The sequence below is a fragment of the Vibrio sp. 2033 genome (genome assembly GCF_033339735.1).
The window spans coordinates 333,530-355,843 of the sequence record NZ_JAWOVC010000002.1 but is presented as its reverse complement, the minus strand read 5'-3'; the positions used below and the strand labels follow the sequence as shown (position 1 = coordinate 355,843).

Annotated in this window: 24 protein-coding genes; 10 read left to right on the top strand and 14 right to left on the bottom strand. The window is 44.4% G+C overall.

Annotation, left to right across the window (positions count from 1 at the left end; genetic code table 11):
* The first annotated feature begins 5 nt into the window (after nucleotides 1-5).
* Complete coding sequence (locus R7P74_RS04825; protein WP_017821600.1) at nucleotides 6-545, top strand: cytochrome c oxidase assembly protein; 540 nt, start codon at nucleotides 6-8, stop codon at nucleotides 543-545.
* Between the two features lie 51 nt (nucleotides 546-596).
* Nucleotides 597-1,481 carry a cytochrome c oxidase subunit 3 gene (locus R7P74_RS04820; protein ID WP_005385214.1) on the top strand — a complete coding sequence of 295 codons (885 nt, stop codon included), beginning with the start codon at nucleotides 597-599 and terminating at the stop codon, nucleotides 1,479-1,481.
* Nucleotides 1,482-1,505: 24 nt separating this feature from the next.
* On the opposite strand, the gene R7P74_RS04815 is transcribed toward R7P74_RS04820, so the two are convergent.
* Nucleotides 1,506-1,742: a DUF2909 domain-containing protein gene (locus R7P74_RS04815; protein ID WP_206225727.1), complete on the bottom strand. Its 237-nt coding sequence runs from the start codon at nucleotides 1,740-1,742 to the stop codon at nucleotides 1,506-1,508.
* Between R7P74_RS04815 and R7P74_RS04810 the strand changes: the two genes are divergently transcribed.
* From R7P74_RS04810 to cyoE, 4 genes are read left to right on the top strand one after another with little or no spacing between them, the layout of a single operon-like run.
* Complete coding sequence (locus tag R7P74_RS04810) at nucleotides 1,741-2,532, top strand: SURF1 family protein (RefSeq protein WP_195723057.1); 792 nt, start codon at nucleotides 1,741-1,743, stop codon at nucleotides 2,530-2,532. The genes R7P74_RS04815 and R7P74_RS04810 overlap by 2 nt on opposite strands.
* Nucleotides 2,522-3,058 (top strand): hypothetical protein, encoded by a 537-nt coding sequence (locus tag R7P74_RS04805; protein ID WP_025768462.1) that lies wholly within the window; start codon nucleotides 2,522-2,524, stop codon nucleotides 3,056-3,058. The genes R7P74_RS04810 and R7P74_RS04805 overlap by 11 nt, the downstream gene beginning before the upstream one ends.
* Before the next feature lie 11 nt (nucleotides 3,059-3,069).
* Nucleotides 3,070-4,089, top strand: coding sequence for a COX15/CtaA family protein (locus tag R7P74_RS04800; RefSeq protein ID WP_017635865.1), 1,020 nt, complete (start codon nucleotides 3,070-3,072; stop codon nucleotides 4,087-4,089).
* Complete coding sequence (cyoE, locus tag R7P74_RS04795; RefSeq protein ID WP_005375639.1) at nucleotides 4,082-4,981, top strand: heme o synthase; 900 nt, start codon at nucleotides 4,082-4,084, stop codon at nucleotides 4,979-4,981. Before R7P74_RS04800 ends, cyoE begins: the two co-directional genes overlap by 8 nt.
* A gap of 82 nt (nucleotides 4,982-5,063) precedes the next feature.
* Here the strand turns inward: cyoE and R7P74_RS04790 are convergent, their stop codons facing one another.
* Together R7P74_RS04790 and R7P74_RS04785 are read right to left on the bottom strand one after the other, a co-directional pair.
* Nucleotides 5,064-5,537, bottom strand: a complete 474-nt coding sequence (locus R7P74_RS04790; RefSeq protein WP_005375638.1) for an FKBP-type peptidyl-prolyl cis-trans isomerase — start codon at nucleotides 5,535-5,537, stop codon at nucleotides 5,064-5,066.
* 13 nt (nucleotides 5,538-5,550) lie between these two features.
* Nucleotides 5,551-6,183: a thiol:disulfide interchange protein DsbA/DsbL gene (locus R7P74_RS04785; protein ID WP_213903490.1), complete on the bottom strand. Its 633-nt coding sequence runs from the start codon at nucleotides 6,181-6,183 to the stop codon at nucleotides 5,551-5,553.
* A gap of 282 nt (nucleotides 6,184-6,465) precedes the next feature.
* Here R7P74_RS04785 and R7P74_RS04780 point away from each other — a divergent pair, with 282 nt between their 5' ends.
* Nucleotides 6,466-7,092 (top strand): OmpA family protein, encoded by a 627-nt coding sequence (locus tag R7P74_RS04780; RefSeq protein WP_213903491.1) that lies wholly within the window; start codon nucleotides 6,466-6,468, stop codon nucleotides 7,090-7,092.
* 191 nt (nucleotides 7,093-7,283) lie between these two features.
* Here R7P74_RS04780 and R7P74_RS04775 read toward each other — a convergent pair whose 3' ends face one another.
* The 4 genes from R7P74_RS04775 to R7P74_RS04760 form a co-directional block, all read right to left on the bottom strand.
* Entirely contained in the window at nucleotides 7,284-7,643 is a 360-nt protein-coding gene (locus R7P74_RS04775) for a glutaredoxin family protein (protein WP_005375631.1), read from the bottom strand.
* A gap of 111 nt (nucleotides 7,644-7,754) precedes the next feature.
* Nucleotides 7,755-8,297 (bottom strand): hypothetical protein, encoded by a 543-nt coding sequence (locus R7P74_RS04770; RefSeq protein WP_005375629.1) that lies wholly within the window; start codon nucleotides 8,295-8,297, stop codon nucleotides 7,755-7,757.
* The gene (locus tag R7P74_RS04765; RefSeq protein WP_005375627.1) at nucleotides 8,284-8,829 is read right to left on the bottom strand and encodes a YaeQ family protein; all 546 of its coding nucleotides are present in this window, start codon (nucleotides 8,827-8,829) and stop codon (nucleotides 8,284-8,286) included. The genes R7P74_RS04770 and R7P74_RS04765 overlap by 14 nt, the downstream gene beginning before the upstream one ends.
* Nucleotides 8,830-8,918: 89 nt before the next feature.
* Nucleotides 8,919-9,128, bottom strand: coding sequence for a cold-shock protein (locus tag R7P74_RS04760; RefSeq protein WP_005375625.1), 210 nt, complete (start codon nucleotides 9,126-9,128; stop codon nucleotides 8,919-8,921).
* A gap of 365 nt (nucleotides 9,129-9,493) precedes the next feature.
* Between R7P74_RS04760 and R7P74_RS04755 the strand changes: the two genes are divergently transcribed.
* The 3 genes from R7P74_RS04755 (at nucleotide 9,494) to R7P74_RS04745 (ending at nucleotide 12,712) form a co-directional block, all read left to right on the top strand.
* Nucleotides 9,494-9,781: an alternative ribosome-rescue factor A gene (locus R7P74_RS04755; RefSeq protein ID WP_031781276.1), complete on the top strand. Its 288-nt coding sequence runs from the start codon at nucleotides 9,494-9,496 to the stop codon at nucleotides 9,779-9,781.
* 265 nt (nucleotides 9,782-10,046) lie between these two features.
* A complete protein-coding gene (locus tag R7P74_RS04750) occupies nucleotides 10,047-11,489 on the top strand; it encodes a transporter substrate-binding domain-containing diguanylate cyclase (protein ID WP_225473275.1) in 1,443 nt (480 codons plus the stop codon).
* 332 nt (nucleotides 11,490-11,821) lie between these two features.
* A complete protein-coding gene (locus tag R7P74_RS04745) occupies nucleotides 11,822-12,712 on the top strand; it encodes a sigma-70 family RNA polymerase sigma factor (RefSeq protein ID WP_017635872.1) in 891 nt (296 codons plus the stop codon).
* A gap of 26 nt (nucleotides 12,713-12,738) precedes the next feature.
* Here the strand turns inward: R7P74_RS04745 and R7P74_RS04740 are convergent, their stop codons facing one another.
* From R7P74_RS04740 to R7P74_RS04710, 7 genes are all read right to left on the bottom strand, one after another.
* The gene (locus tag R7P74_RS04740; protein WP_258508919.1) at nucleotides 12,739-13,113 is read right to left on the bottom strand and encodes a hypothetical protein; all 375 of its coding nucleotides are present in this window, start codon (nucleotides 13,111-13,113) and stop codon (nucleotides 12,739-12,741) included.
* Nucleotides 13,114-13,218: 105 nt separating this feature from the next.
* A complete protein-coding gene (locus R7P74_RS04735; RefSeq protein ID WP_262634130.1) occupies nucleotides 13,219-15,357 on the bottom strand; it encodes an ATP-binding cassette domain-containing protein in 2,139 nt (712 codons plus the stop codon).
* Nucleotides 15,354-16,940 carry an ATP-binding cassette domain-containing protein gene (locus R7P74_RS04730; RefSeq protein ID WP_025768455.1) on the bottom strand — a complete coding sequence of 529 codons (1,587 nt, stop codon included), beginning with the start codon at nucleotides 16,938-16,940 and terminating at the stop codon, nucleotides 15,354-15,356. The genes R7P74_RS04735 and R7P74_RS04730 overlap by 4 nt, the downstream gene beginning before the upstream one ends.
* A complete protein-coding gene (locus R7P74_RS04725) occupies nucleotides 16,930-18,354 on the bottom strand; it encodes a TolC family protein (protein ID WP_262634129.1) in 1,425 nt (474 codons plus the stop codon). Before R7P74_RS04725 ends, R7P74_RS04730 begins: the two co-directional genes overlap by 11 nt.
* Complete coding sequence (locus tag R7P74_RS04720) at nucleotides 18,329-20,560, bottom strand: ATP-binding response regulator (RefSeq protein ID WP_318122715.1); 2,232 nt, start codon at nucleotides 20,558-20,560, stop codon at nucleotides 18,329-18,331. The genes R7P74_RS04725 and R7P74_RS04720 overlap by 26 nt, the downstream gene beginning before the upstream one ends.
* 3 nt (nucleotides 20,561-20,563) lie before the next feature.
* Nucleotides 20,564-21,913 carry an HlyD family type I secretion periplasmic adaptor subunit gene (locus R7P74_RS04715; protein WP_033906830.1) on the bottom strand — a complete coding sequence of 450 codons (1,350 nt, stop codon included), beginning with the start codon at nucleotides 21,911-21,913 and terminating at the stop codon, nucleotides 20,564-20,566.
* A 9-nt stretch (nucleotides 21,914-21,922) separates the two neighbouring features.
* Nucleotides 21,923-22,291: a hypothetical protein gene (locus R7P74_RS04710; RefSeq protein ID WP_031777210.1), complete on the bottom strand. Its 369-nt coding sequence runs from the start codon at nucleotides 22,289-22,291 to the stop codon at nucleotides 21,923-21,925.
* Nucleotides 22,292-22,314 lie beyond the last annotated feature (23 nt).

Sequence of the window (22,314 nt, the reverse complement as noted above, 5' to 3'; positions counted from 1 at the left end):
GTGACATGAAACCGAATCCATCAAACAAGAAGCTCACAGTGAAGTTGCTTTTGGCGACCCTGTTAATGTTTGGCTTCGGCTATGCACTGGTCCCACTTTATGACGTGATGTGCGACGCACTGGGAATCAATGGAAAGACAAGTGAAGTGGCCGCCATTCAACCGACAGGTATGCAACCGGACATGAGCCGAACTATTCGCGTGGAGTTTATGGCGCATGTCAGCCCAGATATGCCTTGGGAGTTTAGACCCAAAGTGATTTCGATGGATGTTCACCCAGGTGAAGTCGTACAAACCGAATACCTTGCATTTAATGAAAGCGGGCAGAAGTTGGTGGGGCAAGCCGTTCCTTCTGTTTCTCCCGGGACTGGAGCTGCTTACTTCAATAAGATTGAGTGTTTTTGCTTTAACCAGCAGCCTCTGGATGGTAAACAGCAAGCTCAAATGCCGTTGATTTTTTATATCGAACCGGACTTGCCGGAGTCTATACACACGTTAACGCTGTCTTACACACTCTATAAACTTCCCCCTCCTACAGGCTCTTAGCCACTCAGGGAGAGAGATACAGACCAAGGTTGGTCAGTAAGGAGAGAAATTATGAGTAACAAGCCAGGAACATATTATGTTCCCGCTCAAAGTAGCTGGCCGATCATCGGTGCATTTGCTCTGTTTTTGGTTGCTGTTGGCGCAGGCATGACCGTCCAGGGGACACAAAGTGACGGTGCAGTGGGAACCATTGGTGGCATTGTGCTAGCGGTGGGCTTCTTGTTCTTGCTTTACATGTTGGCGGGTTGGTTTAGTAATGTGATTACTGAATCACTGAGTGGAAAATACAGCTCGCAAATTACTCGTTCTTTTCGCCAAGGAATGAGCTGGTTTATCTTTTCTGAAGTGATGTTTTTTGGTGCCTTTTTTGGTGCCTTGTTCTACGCCAGAATGATTTCTGTGCCTTGGTTAGGTGGGGCAGATAATAACTTCATGACTAACGAAGTCCTGTGGCCAACCTTCGAAGCGATGTGGCCACTCACACTGACACCGGGGGGAGAAACAACACAAGCTATGCCGTGGCAGGGCATACCCCTTACCAATACTATCTTGCTGCTATTGTCGTCTATTACGCTACATATGGCGCATATAAGCCTTGAACAAGACAAAAGAACGGCACTGATTGTTTGGTTAGAGATAACCATCGTACTTGCTGGCTTTTTCCTATATTACCAAGCGGTTGAGTATGTTCATGCTTATCAAGACATAGGGCTCACGTTGCAGTCCGGTATTTACGGTAACACGTTCTTCATGTTGACGGGGTTCCACGGTTTACACGTTTGTCTTGGGACTATCTTCTTGATCGTGCTGCTGTTCAGAATCGCTAAAGATCACTTTTCGCCAAAGAACCATTTTGCCTTTCAAGCGGGCAGCTGGTATTGGCATTTCGTGGATGTGGTTTGGTTATGTCTGTTTGTGTTTGTTTACGTACTTTAGGCGCAGTGTGAACTCTTCGTTCGACTAATAAGGGCGAGGGTTTGGTGCTAGCCAACCCGAGCTGAGCGCAATAAGCAAAAGGACGACCACTAAAGCGGAGAACATGACTCGACGGCCTAAGTAATGACTCATGGGTTTGTCTCTTTTTTCAGGAGTATCTGGGTCTTCACGAACCATTTCGATAAGCGCTTTTGCGAGGTTGAAGATAATGAAAAGCAGCAAAAGGACAAGCGTCAGTTTGAATAGAAATACGGTGGACATGGCACCTCCGGTTTCATCATTGTTGTTATCAAGACAATTATGGCTATCGAAACGGTTTTGGGTTGCAGTTGGTTTAACTGTGGTTGTGTTTTCTCTTTTGGTCAAACTGGGTTTTTGGCAGTTTGAGAGAGGGCAAGAAAAACAAGCATTGGAACAAGCCATTCTCGCGCGTGCGGATAGTGCGTACCAAGCACTAAGCGTCGTTCTTGAAGACAACGACTGGCGAGAGGAAAGTATCCTCGGGAAAAAAGTGGAAGTTAATGTTGTTCCTCAGGCGTTTCCCGTAATTTTGTTAGACAACCAAACGCATCAAGGCAGTGTGGGATATTTAGCATTTCAGATTGTATTGACGATCGATGAGCCTAGTGCCTATGCGTTATTGGAGCTTGGTTTTGTCGAGGGAAGAGCAGAACGCTCAGTGTTACCAACGGTCACCAAACTCGATAATTCGACTTTCATCACAGGACGCCTGTACCGAAAATCTACTAATCCACTGAGTTCAGAGTTAATGCCGGAAGTTGGCGATGTTATTCGCGTGCAAAACCTAAACATCGCGCAATTGAATCAGCTACTGAATATTGAACTTATGCCCGCAGTCTTGCAGCCAGACAATTTAACTCGTTGGCCCTATGACTTTCCTTGGAATCCATTGCCTCTCAATAGTGCCAAACATTTTGGCTATTCGATTCAATGGTTTTCGATGGCAGGTGTTTTCTTATTACTGACTTTAATTGTTTTTGTTCGTTGGCAAAAAAAGTTGCGTCACATGGAGGTGAAGCATGACATCTAAAGTAACCAAAGGACGACTAATGTTGATTGCGCTGGTTTGTACGTTCGCGCTTCCCGCTGTCATTGCAAAAGTCATTCTCACACAAGGGTGGTATCAAAGCGGAGTGACCAATAGAGGCGAGTTAGTCGAACCATACACGACGTTAGAGCAACTTGGTCAAGAGTCACCTCTCAAAGACCATGGTTGGCAACTCGCTTATGTATTGCCTAACGAATGCACTGAAGAGTGTAAACAGCAGCTTTACCTGCTTCAGCAAAGCCATGTTGCTTTAGGTAAGTATCAAGAGCGAGTAGTGCCAGTCGTTTGGCAGACTGAGCATTCAGATCCCATAGAAGTATCGATGTTAGCGATGCAAATGAATGAATTGGTTACCGCAAAAGTGAAACCTGGGCAAATGTTGATCGTTGATCCTCTTGGGCAACTGGTGATGTCTTACTCGCCGAAACCAAATGAGGACTTAGTCCTATTGAATAAAGGTATGTTGGCGGACTTACGCAAGCTCTTAAAACTGTCACGAGTCGGTTAGAGGAAGTGCATATGAAATTAATTCAGTTGGTTAGATTCAGTTTGCTGCTAACTCTCGTGGTGATCATGTTAGGGGCATATACTCGCCTTTCAGATGCAGGGTTAGGTTGCCCGGACTGGCCTGGTTGTTATGGGCACTTTTCTGTGCCGCATCAAGAAGAAGACGTCATACGTGCTAACCTGAACTTCCCCGAGCGGGCAGTAGAGCATGAGAAAGCATGGCTTGAGATGATTCATCGCTATTTTGCAGGAACGTTAGGTTTAGTCATTTTTGCGATGGCAGCGATATCAGTAAGGTCTGAGCGTGTAAATTCAACCATTCCAATGTTGCTAAGCGTATTGGTGATTGGGCAGGCACTTTTGGGAATGTGGACAGTTACTCTTAAATTAATGCCCGTCATCGTGATGCTTCACTTGCTCGGTGGTTTTGTTTTATTGGCGTTACAGGCGATTTTTTACTGCCAATTAAAAGCGCAAAACAATCTCTATTTCTCTCCATCTTCTAGCTCTCTGAGAGGCTTTTCATTGTTGGTTTTCCTGGTTGTTTTGGTGCAAGTGCTCCTTGGAGGATGGACTTCGTCAAATTATGCTGCGCTGATGTGTACCACACTGCCGATTTGTGAGGGAGACTGGATGAGCCATCTCTCATGGAAAGAAGCGTTTTCTTTCTGGCAAACTGGATTCGAGAATTATGAATTTGGTGTCTTGGAGTATCCGGCAAGAATGACTATACACGTCACTCATCGTATAGGCGCTATTGTTACCGCCACCGTGGTATTGGCTTATAGTATTGGGCTTATGAGGCAAGATTCTCATCATTCACAGAGAATCGGAGGGTGGTTGTTATTCACTCTGGTGTGCCAAATTATGCTGGGTGTAAGCAACGTAGTATTTCAACTTCCTATCTATGTCGCGGTGGCGCACAACCTTGGTGCCGCTGTTATGTTGAGTCTCGTTTGTGTTAGCCAGTTTTACTTGTGGCAGGGTAAAACGGCTTGGAATTACACCGCGAAAGGAGTTCGCTATGAGTAAAGAAATCGCGCTGTCGTTAAATGGGCGAAAGCGACTAAGTTCCGTTTATTTGAAGTTAACGAAACCTAAAGTGGTGGCGTTAATGTTGGTGACGGCAGTAGTAGGGATGAGCTTAGCCCCGGTTGATGATTTCCCCTGGTTGCAGGCGGTAGTTGGCCTAACGGGGATTGGTCTGATGGCAGGGTCTGCGGCAGCGTTTAATCATCTAATTGACCGCCGAATTGATGCGAGAATGGCACGCACACACAAACGACCATTGCCATCGGGTGAGACTAAACCATCATCGGTGATAGCCTTCGCTACAGTTTTAGGTGTCTTAGGGTTTGTACTTCTATATGCGATGGTCAACCCGCTGACGGCATGGTTGACTTTGATGAGTTTGCTCGGCTATGCGATGGTATACACAATGTACCTCAAACGTGCTACGCCCCAAAATATCGTCATTGCAGGGATTGCCGGTGCGATGCCGCCTCTTCTCGGTTGGACTGCTGTAACAGGGCAATTACATGCGAATGCTTGGCTGCTCGTGATGATCATTTTTATCTGGACGCCACCACATTTTTGGGCTCTGGCTATTCATCGTGTCGAGGATTACCGCAAGGTAGATATTCCCATGCTGCCAGTGACACACGGCATTGAGTACACCAAAACTTCTATTCTGTTGTATACGGTGCTATTGACTTTGGTTTGTGTCCTACCGGTTTTGGTTGGTATGGTCGGCGTGGTGTATCTTTTTGCCTCGCTACTACTCAATGTTGGCTTTATGTACCATGCATGGAAGCTAAAATATGCACCAGAGCCAAATACCGCGATGGAGACGTTTAAATTCTCTATCTATCATCTTTTGGCGTTGTTCATTGCATTGCTTTCGGATCACTATATTGGTTTTTAACCTTTCTTAAAACAGAAAACGCCGCGTGGTTCGCGGCGTTTTTGGTTTTGATACTTTGGCTTTAAGACAAAGCTTTCTAGATTTATTGAATTTCTAGTAGTTCAACATCAAAGATCAAAACACTTGCTGGTGGAATTGGGCCAGAGCCACTCTTACCATAGCCAAGCGTGCTTGGTACGAAAAGGCGGATTTTCTCACCTTCTACCATGTATTGTAGACCTTCTTGCCAGCCTTTAATGACTTGGTTAAGACCAAATGAAATAGGCTCACCACGATTAACAGAGCTATCGAATACCGTGCCATCAATCAAGGTGCCGTGGTAGTGTACTTTTACTTTACTTGTTGCCGTTGGGTGAACCTCACCTTCGCCTTTTTCAAGAACCATGTATTGAAGGCCACTTTCTGTTGTGATAACGCCTTCTTTTTTCGCATTTTCTAGTAAGAATGCTTGGCCTTTGGCAAAGTTTTCATCTGCTACTTTATGGTTTGTCCAAGTACGGTAAATGAAAAAGCCCGCCAAAATAAAAATAATAAGAGGAAACAAAAATTTAGACACGTAATCTCCTTGTCTATTTAGGTTGTTTTAGCAAAAAGTTGATGGTTTCTGCCATGGCTTCAACGCTGTCATGACCACCAGTAATCACTTGATATTTTCCGTTTACGATAAAGGCTGGAACGGAGTTAATTTGGCCGCGAGTCGTGATCGCTTCTGCCTTAGTGATGTACTCAAACAGCGTTTTTTGCTGTGCTTCATCTAAATGGTAAGGGCTGATAAGGTTGCGAGACTCAAAGGCTTTCTCTACGGCGATTTGGCGTTCCTCAGCCGTTGCATCGGCACCCATTTGCACAGCAGTAAAAAGAGCCGCCATAAACGCTTTATCTGGTGTTGATTCAAGCTGCATTACGGCAGTATAGAAGATGATGGCGCTCACTTGTGCACTTTCATTGAACGTTACATGCATTTTTTCAACGCTTTGATCGGTCAATGATTCAATTTGAGGGACAAACTCTTCCATTGAGCGGCAGTGGCCACAAGTTAAAGAGAATGCTTCAGTCAGGGGAGCTAAATCATATTCTTCAAGGGATACTGGCAAAACTTCGTATTGTTTGCCTTGCTGAGGCTGACTCTTGCCGCTATCGCATGCCGACAAAGCCATTACGGCAACAACAACAGCAAAGCCTTTCGATATGGTTTTTAACATAGTAGTGCTCTAAATGAGAAATTTGCGTTAGTTTATCGGTTAACGATAGTGACTAAAACCATTAAATAACAATAAAGTGAGACCATTGGTAACAGACTTTGCCTGACGTATGGGCTGTAAGGGTAGGGTATTTTAGTGTTGCTTTTTATTTGAGAGATGATTTTGCATTGACTCCAGTGGCATGAACGCTGCATAGACAAACCAATCGGTGGACAAAAGCGCTAAAGATTCGGCGTGTTTTGTCGACACAATGAACAAGAGTTTTTCTACGTTGGTAATGGTATGAAGCATTGGTTTTTAATTGTTTGTGGCATTCTGGCCGGGTGCAGCAGCCTCGATCAAGATATGGTCCCTGGTGGGAACATTTTAGATACAGCTCCTAAATCAAACACAGAGCTGAGACACCCAGAATGGGGATACCCGAGCGCATCCAATGTGGCTTCTTCCCCTCGTCCATATCAAACGGCGAGGGCGTCAGTAAAAAAGTCGCAAAACGTGACCTCTCTGGAAATGTTCCTGAGCAGGCATAACATTCCTCACGAGACGCTCAGTGGTGGTCACCTGATGATACGTTTGAAAGAGCAAGTGCATTTTCAAACGGGCTCTGCACGGTTATCTGCTCAATCTCAAGATTGGATTCGAAACATTGGTCACTATCTGGCTGGAAGAACTGATGTTGATGTCGTGATTGATGGTCATGCGGATAGTACGGGAGCTGAAAGCTTCAACGACACGCTATCTGAAAAGCGAGCTCGTGAAGTAGAAAAACAACTATTGGCGACGAGTATTCCACGTCAACGAGTGTTTTCTAGAGGCTTCGGAGAGTATGTACCGAAGTGCAGCAATGCGACAGCAAGTGGTAAAGCTTGCAATCGGCGCGTAGAGCTAACATTGATCGTGGATGAATAACGCAGACGTTGGGCGGTAATCTTCGTTGTGTTGTTCTCGCATACTCGTTATTTGCTTAGTGGAGTTTAAGTTCGGAGTTGAGCAAGAAGACTGAATAAGGAAAGCTCGCACGGCAACATCTAGCTAGAAAAAATAGAAAAGAGGCACCGTTAGGTGCCTCTTTTACATCCGCCAATGTTCATAGGGGGAACTTAGGCAAATTCTTTTTCAACGTAAGCGACGATGTCCGATGACTCGTATAACCACTGTGTTTCGCCATCTTTTTCGATACGAAGGCAAGGGACTTTAACTCGCCCACCACCTTGCTCTAGTTCAGCTCGATGAGTCGGGTTATTTTTTGCATCACGTAGCTCAATGTTCACCGATTGACGCTTCATTGCACGGCGGACCTTTACGCAAAAAGGGCAGGCTTCAAATTGGTAAAGTGCGTATTGTTTCGCTTTTTCATCAATACGTTGCTGTTCTTCTGCGGTGCGCTTAATACCACGAGGTGAGAACACCGCGTTCAGCAATAAGATAACCTTGCCTAAAATCCAACGGATAAACTTCATAATGATCCCTTGATGTTCATTGGGTAACTGTCCTTTAAGAATGCAATCATGATGCTTGTTGCACTGAGCGTGAAGTCTATCAGTTGTTTGAAATGGATAAAACCATGTATTTTATGCGGAAAATAGACGTTTAAACCAACCCCAAAAGCCACTTGCTGAAGCCGGACGGGCTTCCTTACCTTGATAAAAACTTTGCATGAGTTCGGTTCTGAATGCATCAACGTCCATGCGTTTTATGACAAGCTCGTGCTGCAATGTATTTTGAGTCTGCTCAGCATGATCGTGCGCCAAGCTGAAATCCATATTTAAATAGCCTTGCGTGTATAACCAAAGGTGGGTGACTAAGATTAGGTCTTCAGCAGATTGGTTAGTAAACTTATCCGCGTGCTCATTACCCAAGGAGTCAGTCAGAACTTGCTGCATACGCTGGGTAGAGTGAGCATGTTGCTCGTAGTTAGCACTTGCTTCAATATGTGATTTGGTCAAAAGGCCAAGCAGGTGAAGAGTAGGTGCTGTTGTGGGTTTGTTCTCACAAACTTTTGTAAATAGTTGTGACTGTTCTTTTAACCAACGTCGCTTTGCTGCTTTATGTTCTTTAACAAAGGGGATTTCTTCAAATCCCATCTCTTGACTCAGTTCACTAAGAGACGTCATGGTTTTTTAGTTCCTTCACCGTTACTTCGATATGCTGATCATTGATATCAACAAAAATTGAGCTGCCAGTAATCATAACAGAAAGGCTAGTACCTCGGTCAAGGTGCTGACAAATCAAGTCGATAGCGTCATAGTCAAAGCTCTCTACGTTGACGGGAAGCATTGAGAACTTTCCTGACATTTTGTCCCACCAGACAGCCGCTTTGGTGTTATAAGTGTAAACTTTTACATGCTTTGCTAGGCGAGAAGCTTTCTTAATTCTGTCTGGTTCTGGTTCGCCAATTTCAATCCAGTGAGTAATGCTTTGATCATCGCCAACATGCCATAAATCAGGCTCTTCAATCGTAGAGAGTCCTTTTGTAAACTCCAGATTGCTTTGAGCATTTAAACAGTAAGCTAGAATGCGAGCCAACATTCGTTGCGGCTTTTCAGAAGGGTGAAGGGCGATAGTTAGATTTTTAGAATCGTAATAGTCATTATTCATATCGGAAATGGCGATACGAAATTTGTAAATGGTTGGTTTAAGAGCCATAGATTTATATCGTTTTGTTGGCAAAATAAGTTTTAGGCAAAAAAATAGCCAGCTTTAAAAGCTGGCTATCGTATCAAATTCTTTAAGAATTAAAGTACTTTGATTTGCTCTGCTTGAGGGCCTTTTTGACCTTGAGAGATAACAAATTCTACTTTCTGGCCTTCAACTAGAGTACGGAAGCCGTCACCAGTGATTGCAGAGAAGTGAGCAAATACGTCAGGACCGTTTTCTTGTTGAATGAAACCGAAGCCTTTAGTTTCGTTGAACCACTTAACTGTGCCAGTAGCTGTGTTAGACATGTCTATTTCCTAAATATCTAAATAATGTAATCTTTCGCCTCAACGGCGCTTATAGCGTGGAAAAATAAATTGCTATTGCGTACCACAGGACGACGGGTTACAAGTAATCCAACGAAATGTGAAAACAAAGAACTTTCTTTCTAGCCGTGTTTGAGTCTAGGTTAATTCCACGAAGAGTCAACATATATTAGTGCTTTATGGACAAATATTTGTATTTAGTCACTATTTAACCAGCATGTTTTTGATTAAATTTCAAATAAATGACGGTGATGTGAAGTTTTTTAGCATAAAATTCAACTAAATCTATAAATTTGACTTATTTATATAATTATTGTCCAATCTGGTTCGACCATTAAGGAGGATTTATGGCAAAGCGTAAAATCAGTCCTCAACCGAGTGGCTCACAACATGAGACCGACTTCGGCAGAGGTGAAATCAAAGACAACGCGTTAAAAGCGGTTGTTACCAGTCAGCTGTTCCAAACACGAGTCGTTAAAGCGAAAAAAGGTAAAGGTAGCTTCAGCCGTAAAATGAAGCATAAAGGCAAAGAGCCCTATTCAAAGTTCTCCCCAAGGTGGATTTTGAATAGGGCTTTTTTATTGGTACTAGGTGTTTGCAAAACTGATGATATTCAATTTTTTAGTACCAGATAAGTTTTCCTAATTTATCATGTACTGCTTCAACTGCTTCAACTGCTTCAACTGCTTCAACTGCTTCAACTGCTTCAACTGCTTCAACTGCTTCAGCGAACCAAGTGCTTCAGCGAACCAAGCGTTGAAAGTACCAATTAAGTACTAAAACTTACTAAGTTAGATTCATATCAATAAGCGTCACTTCCTGTCTTATGCAACTCTACTATATCTTTAGTCTAATCAAACAGCCGAGATTATGGTTTAAAAAGACTGGTGAGAAGTAGGTATGTCATCGACGAGTTATGGTACTTATGGTTGCAAATGTAAAAAAGCGTGTGCTTCTTTATTACTAGTGTGGCTGTCCATTTGTCCGATGGCGCATGCGCACAAATCAGAGTCTCATTCTTTAATTGTTGCTAACTCCAAAGCGTGGAAGCCGCTCTCTTACCTTAGCCCAGATGGTGAACCTAAAGGTATTTTAATCGACTTTTGGAAAGAGTACGCGGCGAACAACCAAATCGACGTTCAGTTTCTCCTTTTGGATTGGGATGCTTCTTTGCAAGCCGTAAAAGAGGGTAAGGCTGACTTTCACGGAGGACTTGTCTACTCGCCCGAAAGAGCGAAGTATATGGACTTTGGCGCAGTCATAATGCCTATCCAAACCAAATTGTACGTAAATAAAGATGTACTTTCGGTTGATATCAGGAGTGTTTTAACTGGCGAAATGACGCTGCCAATTGGCGTTGTTAAAGGAAGTTACGAGTCTGAGTTTGTTCAGACGAATTACCCGAATGCACCTATCGCAGAATACATTAACAATGATTCGATGATACAAGCCGCCGTCGATAAAAAGGTGCTGTACTTCGTTGCAGACCTGCAAGTTGCTAACTTTTATATGGCAACCACGCCGGGAGCGGGTATGTTTGTCCCGACAATTAGCTTATATAGTAAAGATCTTCGGATTGCAGCAGGAATGCACAGTGCAACTTCCATTTTAGAGGTATCACGAGCGTTTGAAAAAGTCATCGATACGGATCGTGAGCGGATCCTCACCCGTTGGAGTGTGGTGAAAACGGTTTATCCACTTTATCTTTTCCCTATTGCTATTTTCATTATGGCGGTCGCAACGCTTTATCATATTTTTGCTCTCAAACGTATGGTTGCTCTTCGGACAAGGCAATTAACGATTGCCAATCAGCAATTGCTGGAGATGACGTTGACGGATTCTCTCACAAAGCTATACAACCGTAGACACCTGATTGAGCAATTGGCGCTACTGAATCATTTGAAGCGAAACTTAACGGTGATGGTGTTTGATATTGATGATTTTAAATCAATCAATGATCGATATGGCCACCTTGCTGGAGACCGAGCAATAGTTGCCATCGCAGAAGCCGCTAAGTCGATGACTGATGACCGAATGACATTGGCGAGAATTGGAGGAGAAGAGTTCGCACTCGTTACGTCGTCTCTGTCAGAGCGAGAAGCGCTCAATTTTGCCAATATGCTTTGTAAAGCCGTTTACGATCAGCCTGTTATACTGGGTGGACAAGCAATTCATTTGAGTATCAGTTTGGGCTGTGCTTACTATCCTGAGTTTACCCACATCGTGAGCTTGCAAGATGCTGACGAGTTGATGTATCAAGGTAAGTCTGAAGGAAAGAATCGTGCAGTTTTCCAAGTTATAACAGACTGTCAGCTTCAACCTGCGCTTCGTCAAGTGAATTAGGTCTCGCTAATTCAACTGATACTTCAAACCATCCTCAAGCCTCAAAGGTTTAGTCAGAGTAACGTGGTAAGCGTTGACGATTACGTTGCGTTGTTTTCTTTGAGGCCAATTTGCGTACAAATATTCGCACTTTCATATATATAACCCCCACCTGCTCACGTTTTTATCATAGAAGCAGTAATTGTTTTAAAGTGATAAGCGATTTCTTGGTAAAGATCAGAACCCCTGTCTACACTCAGTGTAAAGTAATGCATATAAAGCATGATGCATACAGTGTTGTACAAAAACAATTAAAGAAGATAAGAAATAAGTTGGCTTGAGAAGGACGGGGAATGAACAACGAATGCTTTGCTAGGTTCCGAGCTGTCACGGATGAACTGTCAATGAAAGAATCGTTGTCAGTTGGGAAAGACCCTTATGCTCACTATCTCAAAGATATTGTGGGGATTGATTTGTTGTCTCGTGAAGAGGAGTTGCATTACGCCAAACTTAATCGAGCTGGTGATGAAGAAGCGCGCGAAATGTTGATTGAGTCTAATCTTCGACTTGTTGTGAAAATCGCAAAAGGCTACCTCAAACGGCCAGGCAATAACTTTACTCTGCTCGATTTAATAGAAGAAGGTAATATTGGTTTGATAAAAGCGGTCGATAAGTTCGATCCTGAGCCAGGCTACCGTTTTTCTACTTATGCGGTATGGTGGATTCGCGAGAATATAGAAGCGGCATTAATGAACAATGGCCGAACGGTACGTTTACCTGCTCATGTGTGCAAAGAGATAAATAGCCTGGCTTTAAAAAAGCTCGATGCGTCAAAAAGTGAGAGCAAGGAGTTGTCTATTTCTGAACTCTCACGCTGCTCAGGGGTGAAAGCAGAGCGTATAGATGAACTTGTTGCGCTTAGTGGCTTTATTGATGTATCGACCACTGCGGACCTACATCGCGTTCCATTTGTTCTTGAACTGTGTGAAAGTGAGTATACGCCAGATCCACAACAAGACTGTGAAAATCAGTGCTTTACTCAAGCTATTGAAAATATTATTAAAACCTTGCCAACTAAGTTGCAGAAAGTCTTGATCCATCGATTCGGATTATTTGACCAGAGAGTGAAAACCTTGTCGGAAATAGGCCTGTTATTAAACGTATCTAACGAGCGTGTTCGTCAGATGCAGATAGAGGCGGTTGAACGCGTGCAGAAACGTCTCCGATTCGATGGTTGGGTTTAAGATTTTTAGCCCCTTATCCTAGCCGATTAATTTACTGGCTTGCTACTCTGTTCTTCCGTAAGTAACAGCAGCTCAAGCTGTGCTTTAGCTGCTGCCTCCAATCTCCATACACTCAATAATCGGTTAAGTGCTGCGCGATAAGCACGACTTTTGAGTAAAAAAGCGAGCGTACTTGTGTAGCTGTTTACGACTTGCGCTTGTGTCTCGACTAATGCGGTTTTGTTTTCGATGTCGATGTGTTGAAGGTTAAAGTCAGGAAGAAACGCACACTCATACCATACCTCTACAATTTCACGAATTTCGAGTTCTTCTTCAGGCACATCGAAGTCTTGTAACTGGTAGTTTTCTGGTATTGTTGATAAATAAACCACATCCAATTTGTCTGCAACAAATGTATACATCGGATTCCTTAGTGTACGCGCTTACAGAGTAAATAGTCTCATCGTTTACATTTTTGTCAATGACCGTGCTCAAGTATGAATGATGAACCACACCACATTCCGAACTTAACTTAGACTTTTTAAGTACTTATCGGTTAACCCGAAATATTTCAGGTTGCCATCTGGCTCCAAGACTAAGCTCATGTTGGATGTAGAGATCATGCCCGGATCATTCGTTGAGAAAATAACGGTCTTATTGAGTAGTTTGTCGCTGAATAACCGCTTGAAGTAGTGCGAGTTTTCTTGCTCAGCACCATTAAATGGCTCGTCAATGATAATCAAAGATTGTTCGCAGTTACCTAGCCCTAATGCGAGCCGCAGTCTTTGTTGAATACCATTTGGTAAACTTTTACAGATATCAACGCTCAATTGAGTGTCCAGGCCTTGTGGCAACCATGTATCGAGCTCAAAGAAATTCACCATTTCACGCATTTTTTCTGTTGGGATTAACCCATTATGCAAGATGAAGTTAGTCTCCAAGGAGCCTTCAAAAATATGCAGGTTAAACGGGATGTAGTTAATCGAGGTTCGATAGCGGTAACTGTTGAATTGTTTGATGTTATAACCGTCCACCGAAACTGAGCCTTGATAGCGTTCCTCTAGCCCAGCGATAATAGAAATGAGCGTCGTTTTACCGCAACCTGTTGGTCCACAAATCACAACTTTTGCGCCCGGTGGAATTTTAAAACCAAGATTAGTTAAGCCTGTTGCCGCACCACTATAACGATGGCTCACACCAGAGCCGACGATACTACCTTGAAATAGGCGAATAGGGGGGCTTTTCTCTAACGTTAGCTTATCGTCATTCATCGCCATAAGGTTGTTGATTTGCGCAGAAGACGCCTTAATGGATTGGAACTTAGAAATAGAGTTGTAGATGCCCATAATAGGCCCCAACGCCTTCCAGACTAAAATTACGGTAGCAAGCATTGCACCTGCATCGGAGGTGCCGTCCATCACGCCGATAACGGCCGCGACGATACTTGCGGTACCAATAACCTGAATCAAACTCCCGCCTGCTGCCTGAACCCTGCTATTAGTCACTGAAACATGTTCTGCATCGTTGGTGCTTTGTAAATGCGATGCGCTAAAGCGGGACTGGATAACACGCAATAATGGCAAGCCTTGGATGGTTTTTATACCACGAAGAATCTCATTCCATTGGTAAGAAACCATGGCGTTGGCGCGAGAGCTCTTGGACGTGGCTTGCGAGTAGATGTAACGAGAATAAACACAGAACACCAACATTAGAATCAACCCCGCCATAACGACTAGCGCTGCGGTACCAGACATAAGAGCAATGGCAATAATGAATACGATAACAAACGGCATGTCGAAGTAGCTTAATGTTGACTCTGCGGTTACCAAACGGCGGAAAGTGTCGATGTCCTTCAATCGTGCTAACTGAGAAGAGACACCAGCGGTAGATGTCATCGAATAAGGAAGCCACAACAGTTTGGATATTACGTTTTGAGAAATATGCACCGCCAAATCCTTTCCTGATGTGGCGATGATGTTGACCCGCATTTTCTTGAAAAAGTATTCCGAGAACCCAACAATCACAGCAAATAACGTGAGCCAATAAAGCGTGGCTTGCGAGCTAGAGGTTAAGGCGAAGTTGTACACACTCATAATAAAAAAGGGCTGGAGTGCGCCGAGAATGCTGACCACGAAGCTGAGAATAATCAGGCTTTTGAGTTCATTGTTGTAGCGATAAAACGCGTATTTAATCCAGTTACTGCGGTCTTGAGATTCAGGTGGCGGTTCTCGGAATAAGCGGGAGTATTCGCTGATCGAGACCAACAAGCACGGCTTCTTGCAGAGCGGGTATTCAATGGTGTTGTTATTTGTGTAATCAAACAGGATCAGTTTGCCGTCTTTAGTGCCCAAGAAAATCGCAGGGAGGTTTTCTATCTCGATAAAACAAGGATGAGGATGCCCCTCGATGTGCTCCAACGTTTTTAGTTTGGTGACGTCACAACGGTAACCAAGGCGTTCAATCGTAGCGATAAAACTGTCGCTGTCTTTTGGTTTAGGGATAAAAGCGTCGCTGAGGATAGAAGGTGTGCCTTCCCATTCAAGCGCTATGAGGGTGTAAGCTAAACCACGAATCAAAGGTGACTCATTGTATCGCTCGTCATAACTGCGAGCCTCAAAGTCCAACAAGCGCTGAGGGACATTATTAAAATCAACCAAAATACTCATTGGTCACCTCCGGTAAGTTTGACGCGTTTGAGGCGATGATTGAGCTTGTCCATCTTGTTGCTGACGATGATGAGGATTTTGTCGTTGGCGCGATAGGCGGTGCTGGTCAAAACCAATCGAGCAAAGTCGTCATCATAAACACAGTCGATGTCGTCGAAGATCAACACACGTTTGTTCGCGAGTAAGGCACGCACTAACAACAAGGCATAAGCGACTTGGCGCGAGAATGGGTTGCGTAAATGTCCTTTCAGCTCGGTGTAAAAACCAGCGGGAAGGGCATCGATTTGTGCCTTGATGTTCATGGTTTCGCAAAGCGCAAATGCCGTGTTATTTAAGCTCGGGCGGAAACAAGTCAAGTTGTCGATGATGGTGCCTTCGACGAACGAACTGGTTTTGTCGACCATGAGCACGCTATTACGCCAGACGTTGTAGTTGACGTCATCGAGCGGTGTCTCGTTGATTTGGATATCGAGCTTGCTGTCGGTGTTTTGCCGCGTAATGCAATTGGCGAGGTGGGTTTTACCTGCGCCGCTTTTCCCCGTCAGCAAGTAAGCCTGACCGCGTTCAAACTCAATGCGTTGTTTTTCCGAATACTTCACCGAGATGCGCTCGACTTCCGTCGTGTCGTTTTGTTGTTCTATAGATGCAGCAAGCTCAAGCAGCTCGGCGATACGTTGAATATGAAGCTTGTTCAACTCCCATCGACTCACCGTGCGCATTACTTGCTGGTATGGCGCGAAGTAGCGGTTGGTAAGCATGATGATGGCAGCCATGATGCCTTGGCTCGATTGCATGTTGATAACTGCCGTTGCCAAAACCACCACCACACAAGCGATGGAGAGCTGTTGTATGAGCGACAAGATAAGGTTGAAGTTTGATTCAATTTGCTCGTATTTGATGTTCTCGACTTCACGTTCTTCCACCATTTGTGTCATCAAACTCTCAACGCGATATTCCATATTGCGCGCTTTGATATCGAGTGGGCTAGAGATGATCTCGATGATTTTTGAGGTGGTTAAGCCTTCGATGTCGGATTTGTTTTCTAGGCTGTTGATTTTTTGCTTAGACAGACTAAGCGCGAACACCGCCAAAATGATGGAGGCGAGCAAGATGGTCACCCCTGCCCAGATGTTGATCAGACCGATAATCAGAATGGTCAGTATGCTGACGGCAAGGTTGATCAATGCCCGTACAGATTCTCCGCCAAAGAAGGATTTAATCTCTGGAATGGTGGCAATACGCTCTAGGTATTCACCGGGTTCTAGGCGACGAAACTTCGAAATCTCAGCCAAACAGATGGATTGAAACACCTTGTTGGTTAGGTTGGTTTCGAACTGCTTCATGATCACCGACGAAATCTTTTCTTCCTGATTTTTTAAGTGATAGTCGAGGAAGATGGTGATCAAGATAATGGCAAACAGAAGAAACAGCGTGTCTTTGGCTTGGTTAGGTAAAACTCGGTCAAAAATAATCAGAATCGAAAAGGGCAGCACTAAACCAAACAGCGTGGAGATGACCGTTGAGAAAGTCAGATAACACTTGTCAGCAAAGTTAATCTTCTGGGAAAAGTGCTCAGTTTGCATTGCGACCTCCTTTCTTAATCGATGGTTTGGAGAGAAGGTGTTTTGGAACTAAGTCTTGATTGCTTCTGCCTTCGATATCGCCCATCAACTGCATGATGCTTTCGATGGATTGCACCGACAGCATGCCTTTGATTTGCTCAAGATTGATCGATTCAATGATGTAGTCATAACGCGCGCTCTCGTAATCACGTAGCGCGCTAAACAGTTTACTTTCCGCTGCCAGTAAGTCGGTAATGGTTCGCGTGCCAAGCTGGTAAGCGCGTTGAATGCCTTTGTAGGAAGCGTAGTTTGCACGGATGATGTTCTCGTAACTGCTGATGGCGCGGGAGAAGTCATTAATGTTGAGTACTGAGGTGTTAACGCTATTGCGCGTCGTGAACAACGAATCTTGGTACAGCAGCTCCGTTCGCTCGATGGCAGTCGATGATTTTTGAAAACCGTAGTAATCCGAACCGCCTGAGAAAATTGGCACATTCAAGTTCAAGCCGACACTGGTGGAGTTACTGTCCCCTGTTGCGGTTGGGTCGGTTCGGTCATAGTTGTTCGCATCGTCGTAGCGGTAACTGGCAGAGAGCGATACGGTCGGCACAAAGTTTGAACCGCTTTCTTTCAAGCCTCTTCGGCTGCGCTCGACGGTTTTCTTCGCAACCAATAAGTCGTTATTGAGCTTCAAAGCTTGTTCAAGAATCTCACGTTGTTCGGATTCGCTGATTTCCGCCAAGGGAACACTTTCGTAGATGTCTTGTGATGGGGTGACTGGGTATTGAACTTGAATCTCTAAACCGTTCAAAATTACGCGCCGGTCTTTCTCTAAGGTTCTTAAGCGGTTGGCAATGCCTTCTTTCTGAGCAATCACCTCATACAACTCGCTCGCCGCAGTGTTGCCAAGCTCCACGTTGCGACGCATTTGGCGCTCACGTGTTTCAGACGATTTAAGTTCAACTTTGGTGGCTTTGATTTGCGCGTTGTTTTTCAGGTACTCGAAATATTGCGTCGCGATTTCAGAAATAGTGCTCTGGATTTTGTTCTCGTGTTTGATTTCTTCAATGTTGAAATCCAGCTTCGCGGTGCCGTATTTGAAAATGTCGCCAAGGTTAAACACCGATTGGGATAAAGACACGCTGTAGCTGTTCGAGTTGTAGCTAGAACGTGTATCCGGTGTTCCCGTTAATATGGTTTCGTTTTCATTCCATGTGGTATCAGCAGCACCGTTTAAAGAGGGTAGAAACTTAGAACGGCTAATGTCGATGTTGTATTCGTTTTCTTCCACGCCTTTGTCACTAGCGCGCAGAGATAAATTGTTTTCCATGCCGAGCTTGACCGCCTCAAGCAAGGTGGTCGCCATTGCCGAAGGAGCATTGCTCAATGTAAGCGCTGCCAATACGCAGCTAGTTAAGTTTCTGTACCGCCACATACTTGTTGATCACCTTGATGATTTCGTCGTTTTTATAAGGTTTGCTGATCACGTAATCCATTCCAGCTTCGATACAAGCTTGGTGTTCATTACTACTGGTCAATGCTGTCGCGCCTATGATGGTGCAAGGGTGTTGTCCGCTCTCTTGTTCGTATTGTCGAATGCGTTTGGTTGCTTCAATACCGCCCATGCCAGGCATGATGCAGTCCATAAAAATGATGTCCGAGCGCTGATTCATGAAGTGCTGAACAGCGTCTGCGCCATCGCCAACGGTGTCGGCTTCGTATTCTTGCTTGCTCAAAATACGTTTGAGTAGAATCTGTTGAACACGGTCATCTTCCACAATCAGGAATGAGCTGTTCTCCATCTGTTCTTCAGAGGCTTCAGCTTCCATGATTGCTAATAGGTTAGGGATGAACTCATACGGAATCGCAGGGGAGTTCAGAATCTTGTCGACAAAGGTATGGCTCTCTTGCGCTTGCTGAGTGCTAGTGACCGAAAGCAGCAACTTGGTGTTCGGGTGATTGCGCAGTTGCGATTTCACCGTTTTGCTCAGTGAGGGCAGCTTGTTTGGCTCGAACGTGTCGGTCAGCATGATGGCATCGTATTCGCCAAAGGTTTTTGCAGCAGAGAAGAGTTCGTTCGGCGTTCGAATTGGCGTGATCTCCAAGCCCAAGTTGACTAACATTTTGTTCATTACATCAATGCGCAGCTGAGAGTTGGCACACAGCAACAAACGTTTATTGTCGAAGCGAGTTTTTTCGGTGTGGAAGCTTTTGGCTTTTAAATCGAGCTGAATTTGAAAACGTTCCTGATTGCCCGATTGATACCAATGGCTCTCGTAATAGCCATAATCTTTCAGTACGCTTTTCGCCAAATCGTCTTTGGTTGCAGTGTGCTGTTTATGGTCGCTCCAGTGTAGGGTATTGAGCTTGGCAAACGGCACATCCAGCGTGGTTAAGAAGTTTAGATTGATGGTCAGGCGGGTATTTTCAATGTCTGACGCCGCACCTGATTCAATGGTGACAAACAGTTTCTTGTCGGCTTTGAGTTGGATGGCATTTGATAGCTGAAGGAACAACACCCAGAATAAGCTGGTGGATTGTCCTTCAACACGGTTTGGTAAGTTATCCGAGATAAAGCAGTCTAGCTCACCTTCATTTCGCTGCACTTTTGAACTGATGTGAATCATCAATTCAGAAAGTACATTCAGCAGTGAAAACTCTTTCGATTTGCTCTCGGTCCCTTGTGAAATGAGTCGGTTGTAGTTCTCTGCCAATTCAGACAGGGTATTGGCAGCCGAGGTTATATCTTGCGCCATCAACACTCCGCTCTCATCGGTCTCTTGAACGAGATATTGCACGCCGCCGTTAATGGTGTTGGTGATGCCACGAATCTCGTAACCAATCAGAGCATAGAGCTGCTTGTAGAGATCGTTATTGCGTTTTTGCTCTTCGAGTTTGCTGAAAATCAGTTTTAGGTGTGAGTAGATCTGACGCTGTTTAGGATTGATGCTCACTTCATTCAGCAACTCTTCCAACCTTTGTAAATCCAGTAGTTTGAGTTCTTGATAAAGCTCATCGAATTCTTGGTCAATGTCACGCTCATTCGAGCTGGATTTTTTCAGTTTAAGGATTGCCACCAAGTTCGATAGCACGGCGATACCAACCAGTACGACAACGACCACAAACAACCAAATGAAGAACTCGTTTTTCTCCATCATTAGGTCGCTCGCATGGTTGTTAAATATGGTCCGGTAGTTGTCGTCCATTTGTAGGTAGTTATTGGTGAGCGAGAGGTATAGTGCCAACACATCGTCGCGTGTTTTTTGGCTGTCTGAGAACCGATTGATTGCCAGTTCAAGCTGCGTGTATTCGGTCGCGCCCACCAAGCTAAACTCGGTTTTGTTGAGTGACGCGAGCGACTTAAACTGGTCAATTTCGTCTATCAGAACCTTAAAATCAAGCTCTGTTGCACTGCAATAACGTTCGGTTAAACAGCGTTGAAGCGTTTGAATATCAAACTCGATAGTTTGGTTGAGCTGTTGAGCTTGAACCAACAGAGGCGCGTTTTGCACTTTCTCGACTGAATCCACTTTTTCCCAAGAGATATACAAATAAAAGGCGAGGGCAGCCAGCATCAAGCTGAAAGCAATGCTTAGGCGCATAACAGGAACGGAAATATTGTAAGAAGGCTTGCTACTCATCCATCACCTCTCATCGAATGCGTCTTCGATAGCCGACATAACCGGCTTCGCTGCGTATTCGATAACCCGGCGTGAACCTGTTTTCACGTCTGCGGTAAACTCCATATAAGGGGACAGCTTGTATTGTGTGCCTCCGCGCTCTAGATAGTTTTGACTGATTTGGATTTCCGCGAGGTAGAATTCAGCGTCTTCTTCTTCATAAGAAGAACGGCTGATCGATGCAATTCGACCTTCCAAAAATCCGTATTTGGCAAAGTTGTAGGTATCCATCTTCACTTTGACCGCTTGTCCGATTTCTACAAAACCCATGTCTTTACGCGGGATCTTCGCCTCTCCATGAAGGGCGTTATTGATCGGTGCAATGTCCGCGATGCTTTCACCTGGCGGTATCACAGCGGAGCGGAAGTTGAAGTGCACTTTATCTACTACACCGTCAATAGGGGCGTAAACCACGAGGCGATCCACTTTATCTGAGTGTTGAGGACGTAATATACGTTTCAACTTTAAGTCCTTGTTTGCTTGAATGATTTGCGCTTGATACTCGGCATTACGATTCTCCACCAAGTCTCGGTACTGCTTCTCTAGTTTGTCGAGTTGGAAGCGCTCATTCATGACCGACTCATCAAGGTTTTCAATCTCACGCACCATGTTTGACTCTTGAACCTGCATATTCAGAACATCGACGTAAGACGCCATTTCCTCTTTGTACAAGGTGTTCTTGATATTGAGCTGCTTGCGTATCAAGGAGAGCTGGTTCTCGGAGCTTTTACGGCGCTTGAGCATTGAATCAATAAGCGAATTCTTATGTTGGATATCGTGAGTGATCAACTCTTCATTGGAACGGTTTTTAGAAAATTCTTGCTGCCAGGTATTCATGTTGACTTGCACTAATTCTGGGTACTTTTCGATGTAGGCAGAAAAATCGGGTTCCACCATATCGCGCAGGCTTTCGTAACGAATCTTGTCTAGCTCAAGCTGAATGATCTCTGTGTTTACCGTATCAAGTTGAGTGTTTCTATCCAGAGAGCGAAGGCGTGCAATAGGTTGACCTTCATAAACCACTTCGCCTTTGCGCACTAGCATTTCTTCTAGAATACCGCCTTCAAGGTGTTGCACTTTTTCGATGTCAGATTCGAGCAATAGCTCACCGCGCACCGACACCACAATGTCGATACGAGCCTGAGATGCCACGGCGATAGCCACCATGGAAAGCAAAAAGATAACCAGCAAGGTTTTGTGTACGCTGGTCATTGCACTGGCTAGCACGATTGTATCGTCTGCTGTTACCTTCGAAGCTTCGTTGTTCGAAACGAGCGCCTTTTTGAGGTGATGTTCTATTTGCTTATTACTCATGAGCCACCCCTACGATTCACTACCAGTGCGGCTATCGATTGAATTTTCGATTTTTAACAGCTGGCTAATTTGTTTGTTTACGTTGTTAAGCTCGGTTTTAACGTCCTCAATCAATTCATTAGGAGCAGGGAAATGGTGTTTGTTTAAGTGTTCAAGCTTTGCCAATTTTGGTGGTAAGTCGTCATCACATAACAAGACGAGAATGGTCTTTAGTCTTTTTGAATAACATCTGAGTGCTTCAAAACGGTTTTGTTTATGCAGCATCTCAATATCAATCCCTGCGTCACTGAAATCTTGGTAAAAATCGCCTAATAGCAATTGCAGCCCTTTATGGCTGTTGTCGACTGAGCGCAACAGATTTGTCATATTTATCATTATCCCACCGCACTAATTGCTTTAAT

What these genes read in the sequence shown, in the direction of transcription:
- R7P74_RS04825 (WP_017821600.1), top strand. Translation starts at nt 6, where the DNA reads ATGAAACCGAATCCATCAAACAAGAAGCTCACAGTGAAGTTGCTTTTG.
- R7P74_RS04820 (WP_005385214.1), top strand. Translation starts at nt 597, where the DNA reads ATGAGTAACAAGCCAGGAACATATTATGTTCCCGCTCAAAGTAGCTGG.
- R7P74_RS04810 (WP_195723057.1), top strand. Translation starts at nt 1,741, where the DNA reads ATGGCACCTCCGGTTTCATCATTGTTGTTATCAAGACAATTATGGCTA.
- R7P74_RS04815 (WP_206225727.1), bottom strand. Translation starts at nt 1,742, where the DNA reads ATGTCCACCGTATTTCTATTCAAACTGACGCTTGTCCTTTTGCTGCTT.
- R7P74_RS04805 (WP_025768462.1), top strand. Translation starts at nt 2,522, where the DNA reads ATGACATCTAAAGTAACCAAAGGACGACTAATGTTGATTGCGCTGGTT.
- R7P74_RS04800 (WP_017635865.1), top strand. Translation starts at nt 3,070, where the DNA reads ATGAAATTAATTCAGTTGGTTAGATTCAGTTTGCTGCTAACTCTCGTG.
- cyoE (WP_005375639.1), top strand. Translation starts at nt 4,082, where the DNA reads ATGAGTAAAGAAATCGCGCTGTCGTTAAATGGGCGAAAGCGACTAAGT.
- R7P74_RS04785 (WP_213903490.1), bottom strand. Translation starts at nt 6,183, where the DNA reads ATGTTAAAAACCATATCGAAAGGCTTTGCTGTTGTTGTTGCCGTAATG.
- R7P74_RS04780 (WP_213903491.1), top strand. Translation starts at nt 6,466, where the DNA reads ATGAAGCATTGGTTTTTAATTGTTTGTGGCATTCTGGCCGGGTGCAGC.
- R7P74_RS04775 (WP_005375631.1), bottom strand. Translation starts at nt 7,643, where the DNA reads ATGAAGTTTATCCGTTGGATTTTAGGCAAGGTTATCTTATTGCTGAAC.
- R7P74_RS04770 (WP_005375629.1), bottom strand. Translation starts at nt 8,297, where the DNA reads ATGACGTCTCTTAGTGAACTGAGTCAAGAGATGGGATTTGAAGAAATC.
- R7P74_RS04765 (WP_005375627.1), bottom strand. Translation starts at nt 8,829, where the DNA reads ATGGCTCTTAAACCAACCATTTACAAATTTCGTATCGCCATTTCCGAT.
- R7P74_RS04760 (WP_005375625.1), bottom strand. Translation starts at nt 9,128, where the DNA reads ATGTCTAACACAGCTACTGGCACAGTTAAGTGGTTCAACGAAACTAAA.
- R7P74_RS04755 (WP_031781276.1), top strand. Translation starts at nt 9,494, where the DNA reads ATGGCAAAGCGTAAAATCAGTCCTCAACCGAGTGGCTCACAACATGAG.
- R7P74_RS04750 (WP_225473275.1), top strand. Translation starts at nt 10,047, where the DNA reads ATGTCATCGACGAGTTATGGTACTTATGGTTGCAAATGTAAAAAAGCG.
- R7P74_RS04745 (WP_017635872.1), top strand. Translation starts at nt 11,822, where the DNA reads ATGAACAACGAATGCTTTGCTAGGTTCCGAGCTGTCACGGATGAACTG.
- R7P74_RS04740 (WP_258508919.1), bottom strand. Translation starts at nt 13,113, where the DNA reads ATGTATACATTTGTTGCAGACAAATTGGATGTGGTTTATTTATCAACA.
- R7P74_RS04735 (WP_262634130.1), bottom strand. Translation starts at nt 15,357, where the DNA reads ATGAGTATTTTGGTTGATTTTAATAATGTCCCTCAGCGCTTGTTGGAC.
- R7P74_RS04730 (WP_025768455.1), bottom strand. Translation starts at nt 16,940, where the DNA reads ATGCAAACTGAGCACTTTTCCCAGAAGATTAACTTTGCTGACAAGTGT.
- R7P74_RS04725 (WP_262634129.1), bottom strand. Translation starts at nt 18,354, where the DNA reads ATGTGGCGGTACAGAAACTTAACTAGCTGCGTATTGGCAGCGCTTACA.
- R7P74_RS04720 (WP_318122715.1), bottom strand. Translation starts at nt 20,560, where the DNA reads ATGAGTAGCAAGCCTTCTTACAATATTTCCGTTCCTGTTATGCGCCTA.
- R7P74_RS04715 (WP_033906830.1), bottom strand. Translation starts at nt 21,913, where the DNA reads ATGAGTAATAAGCAAATAGAACATCACCTCAAAAAGGCGCTCGTTTCG.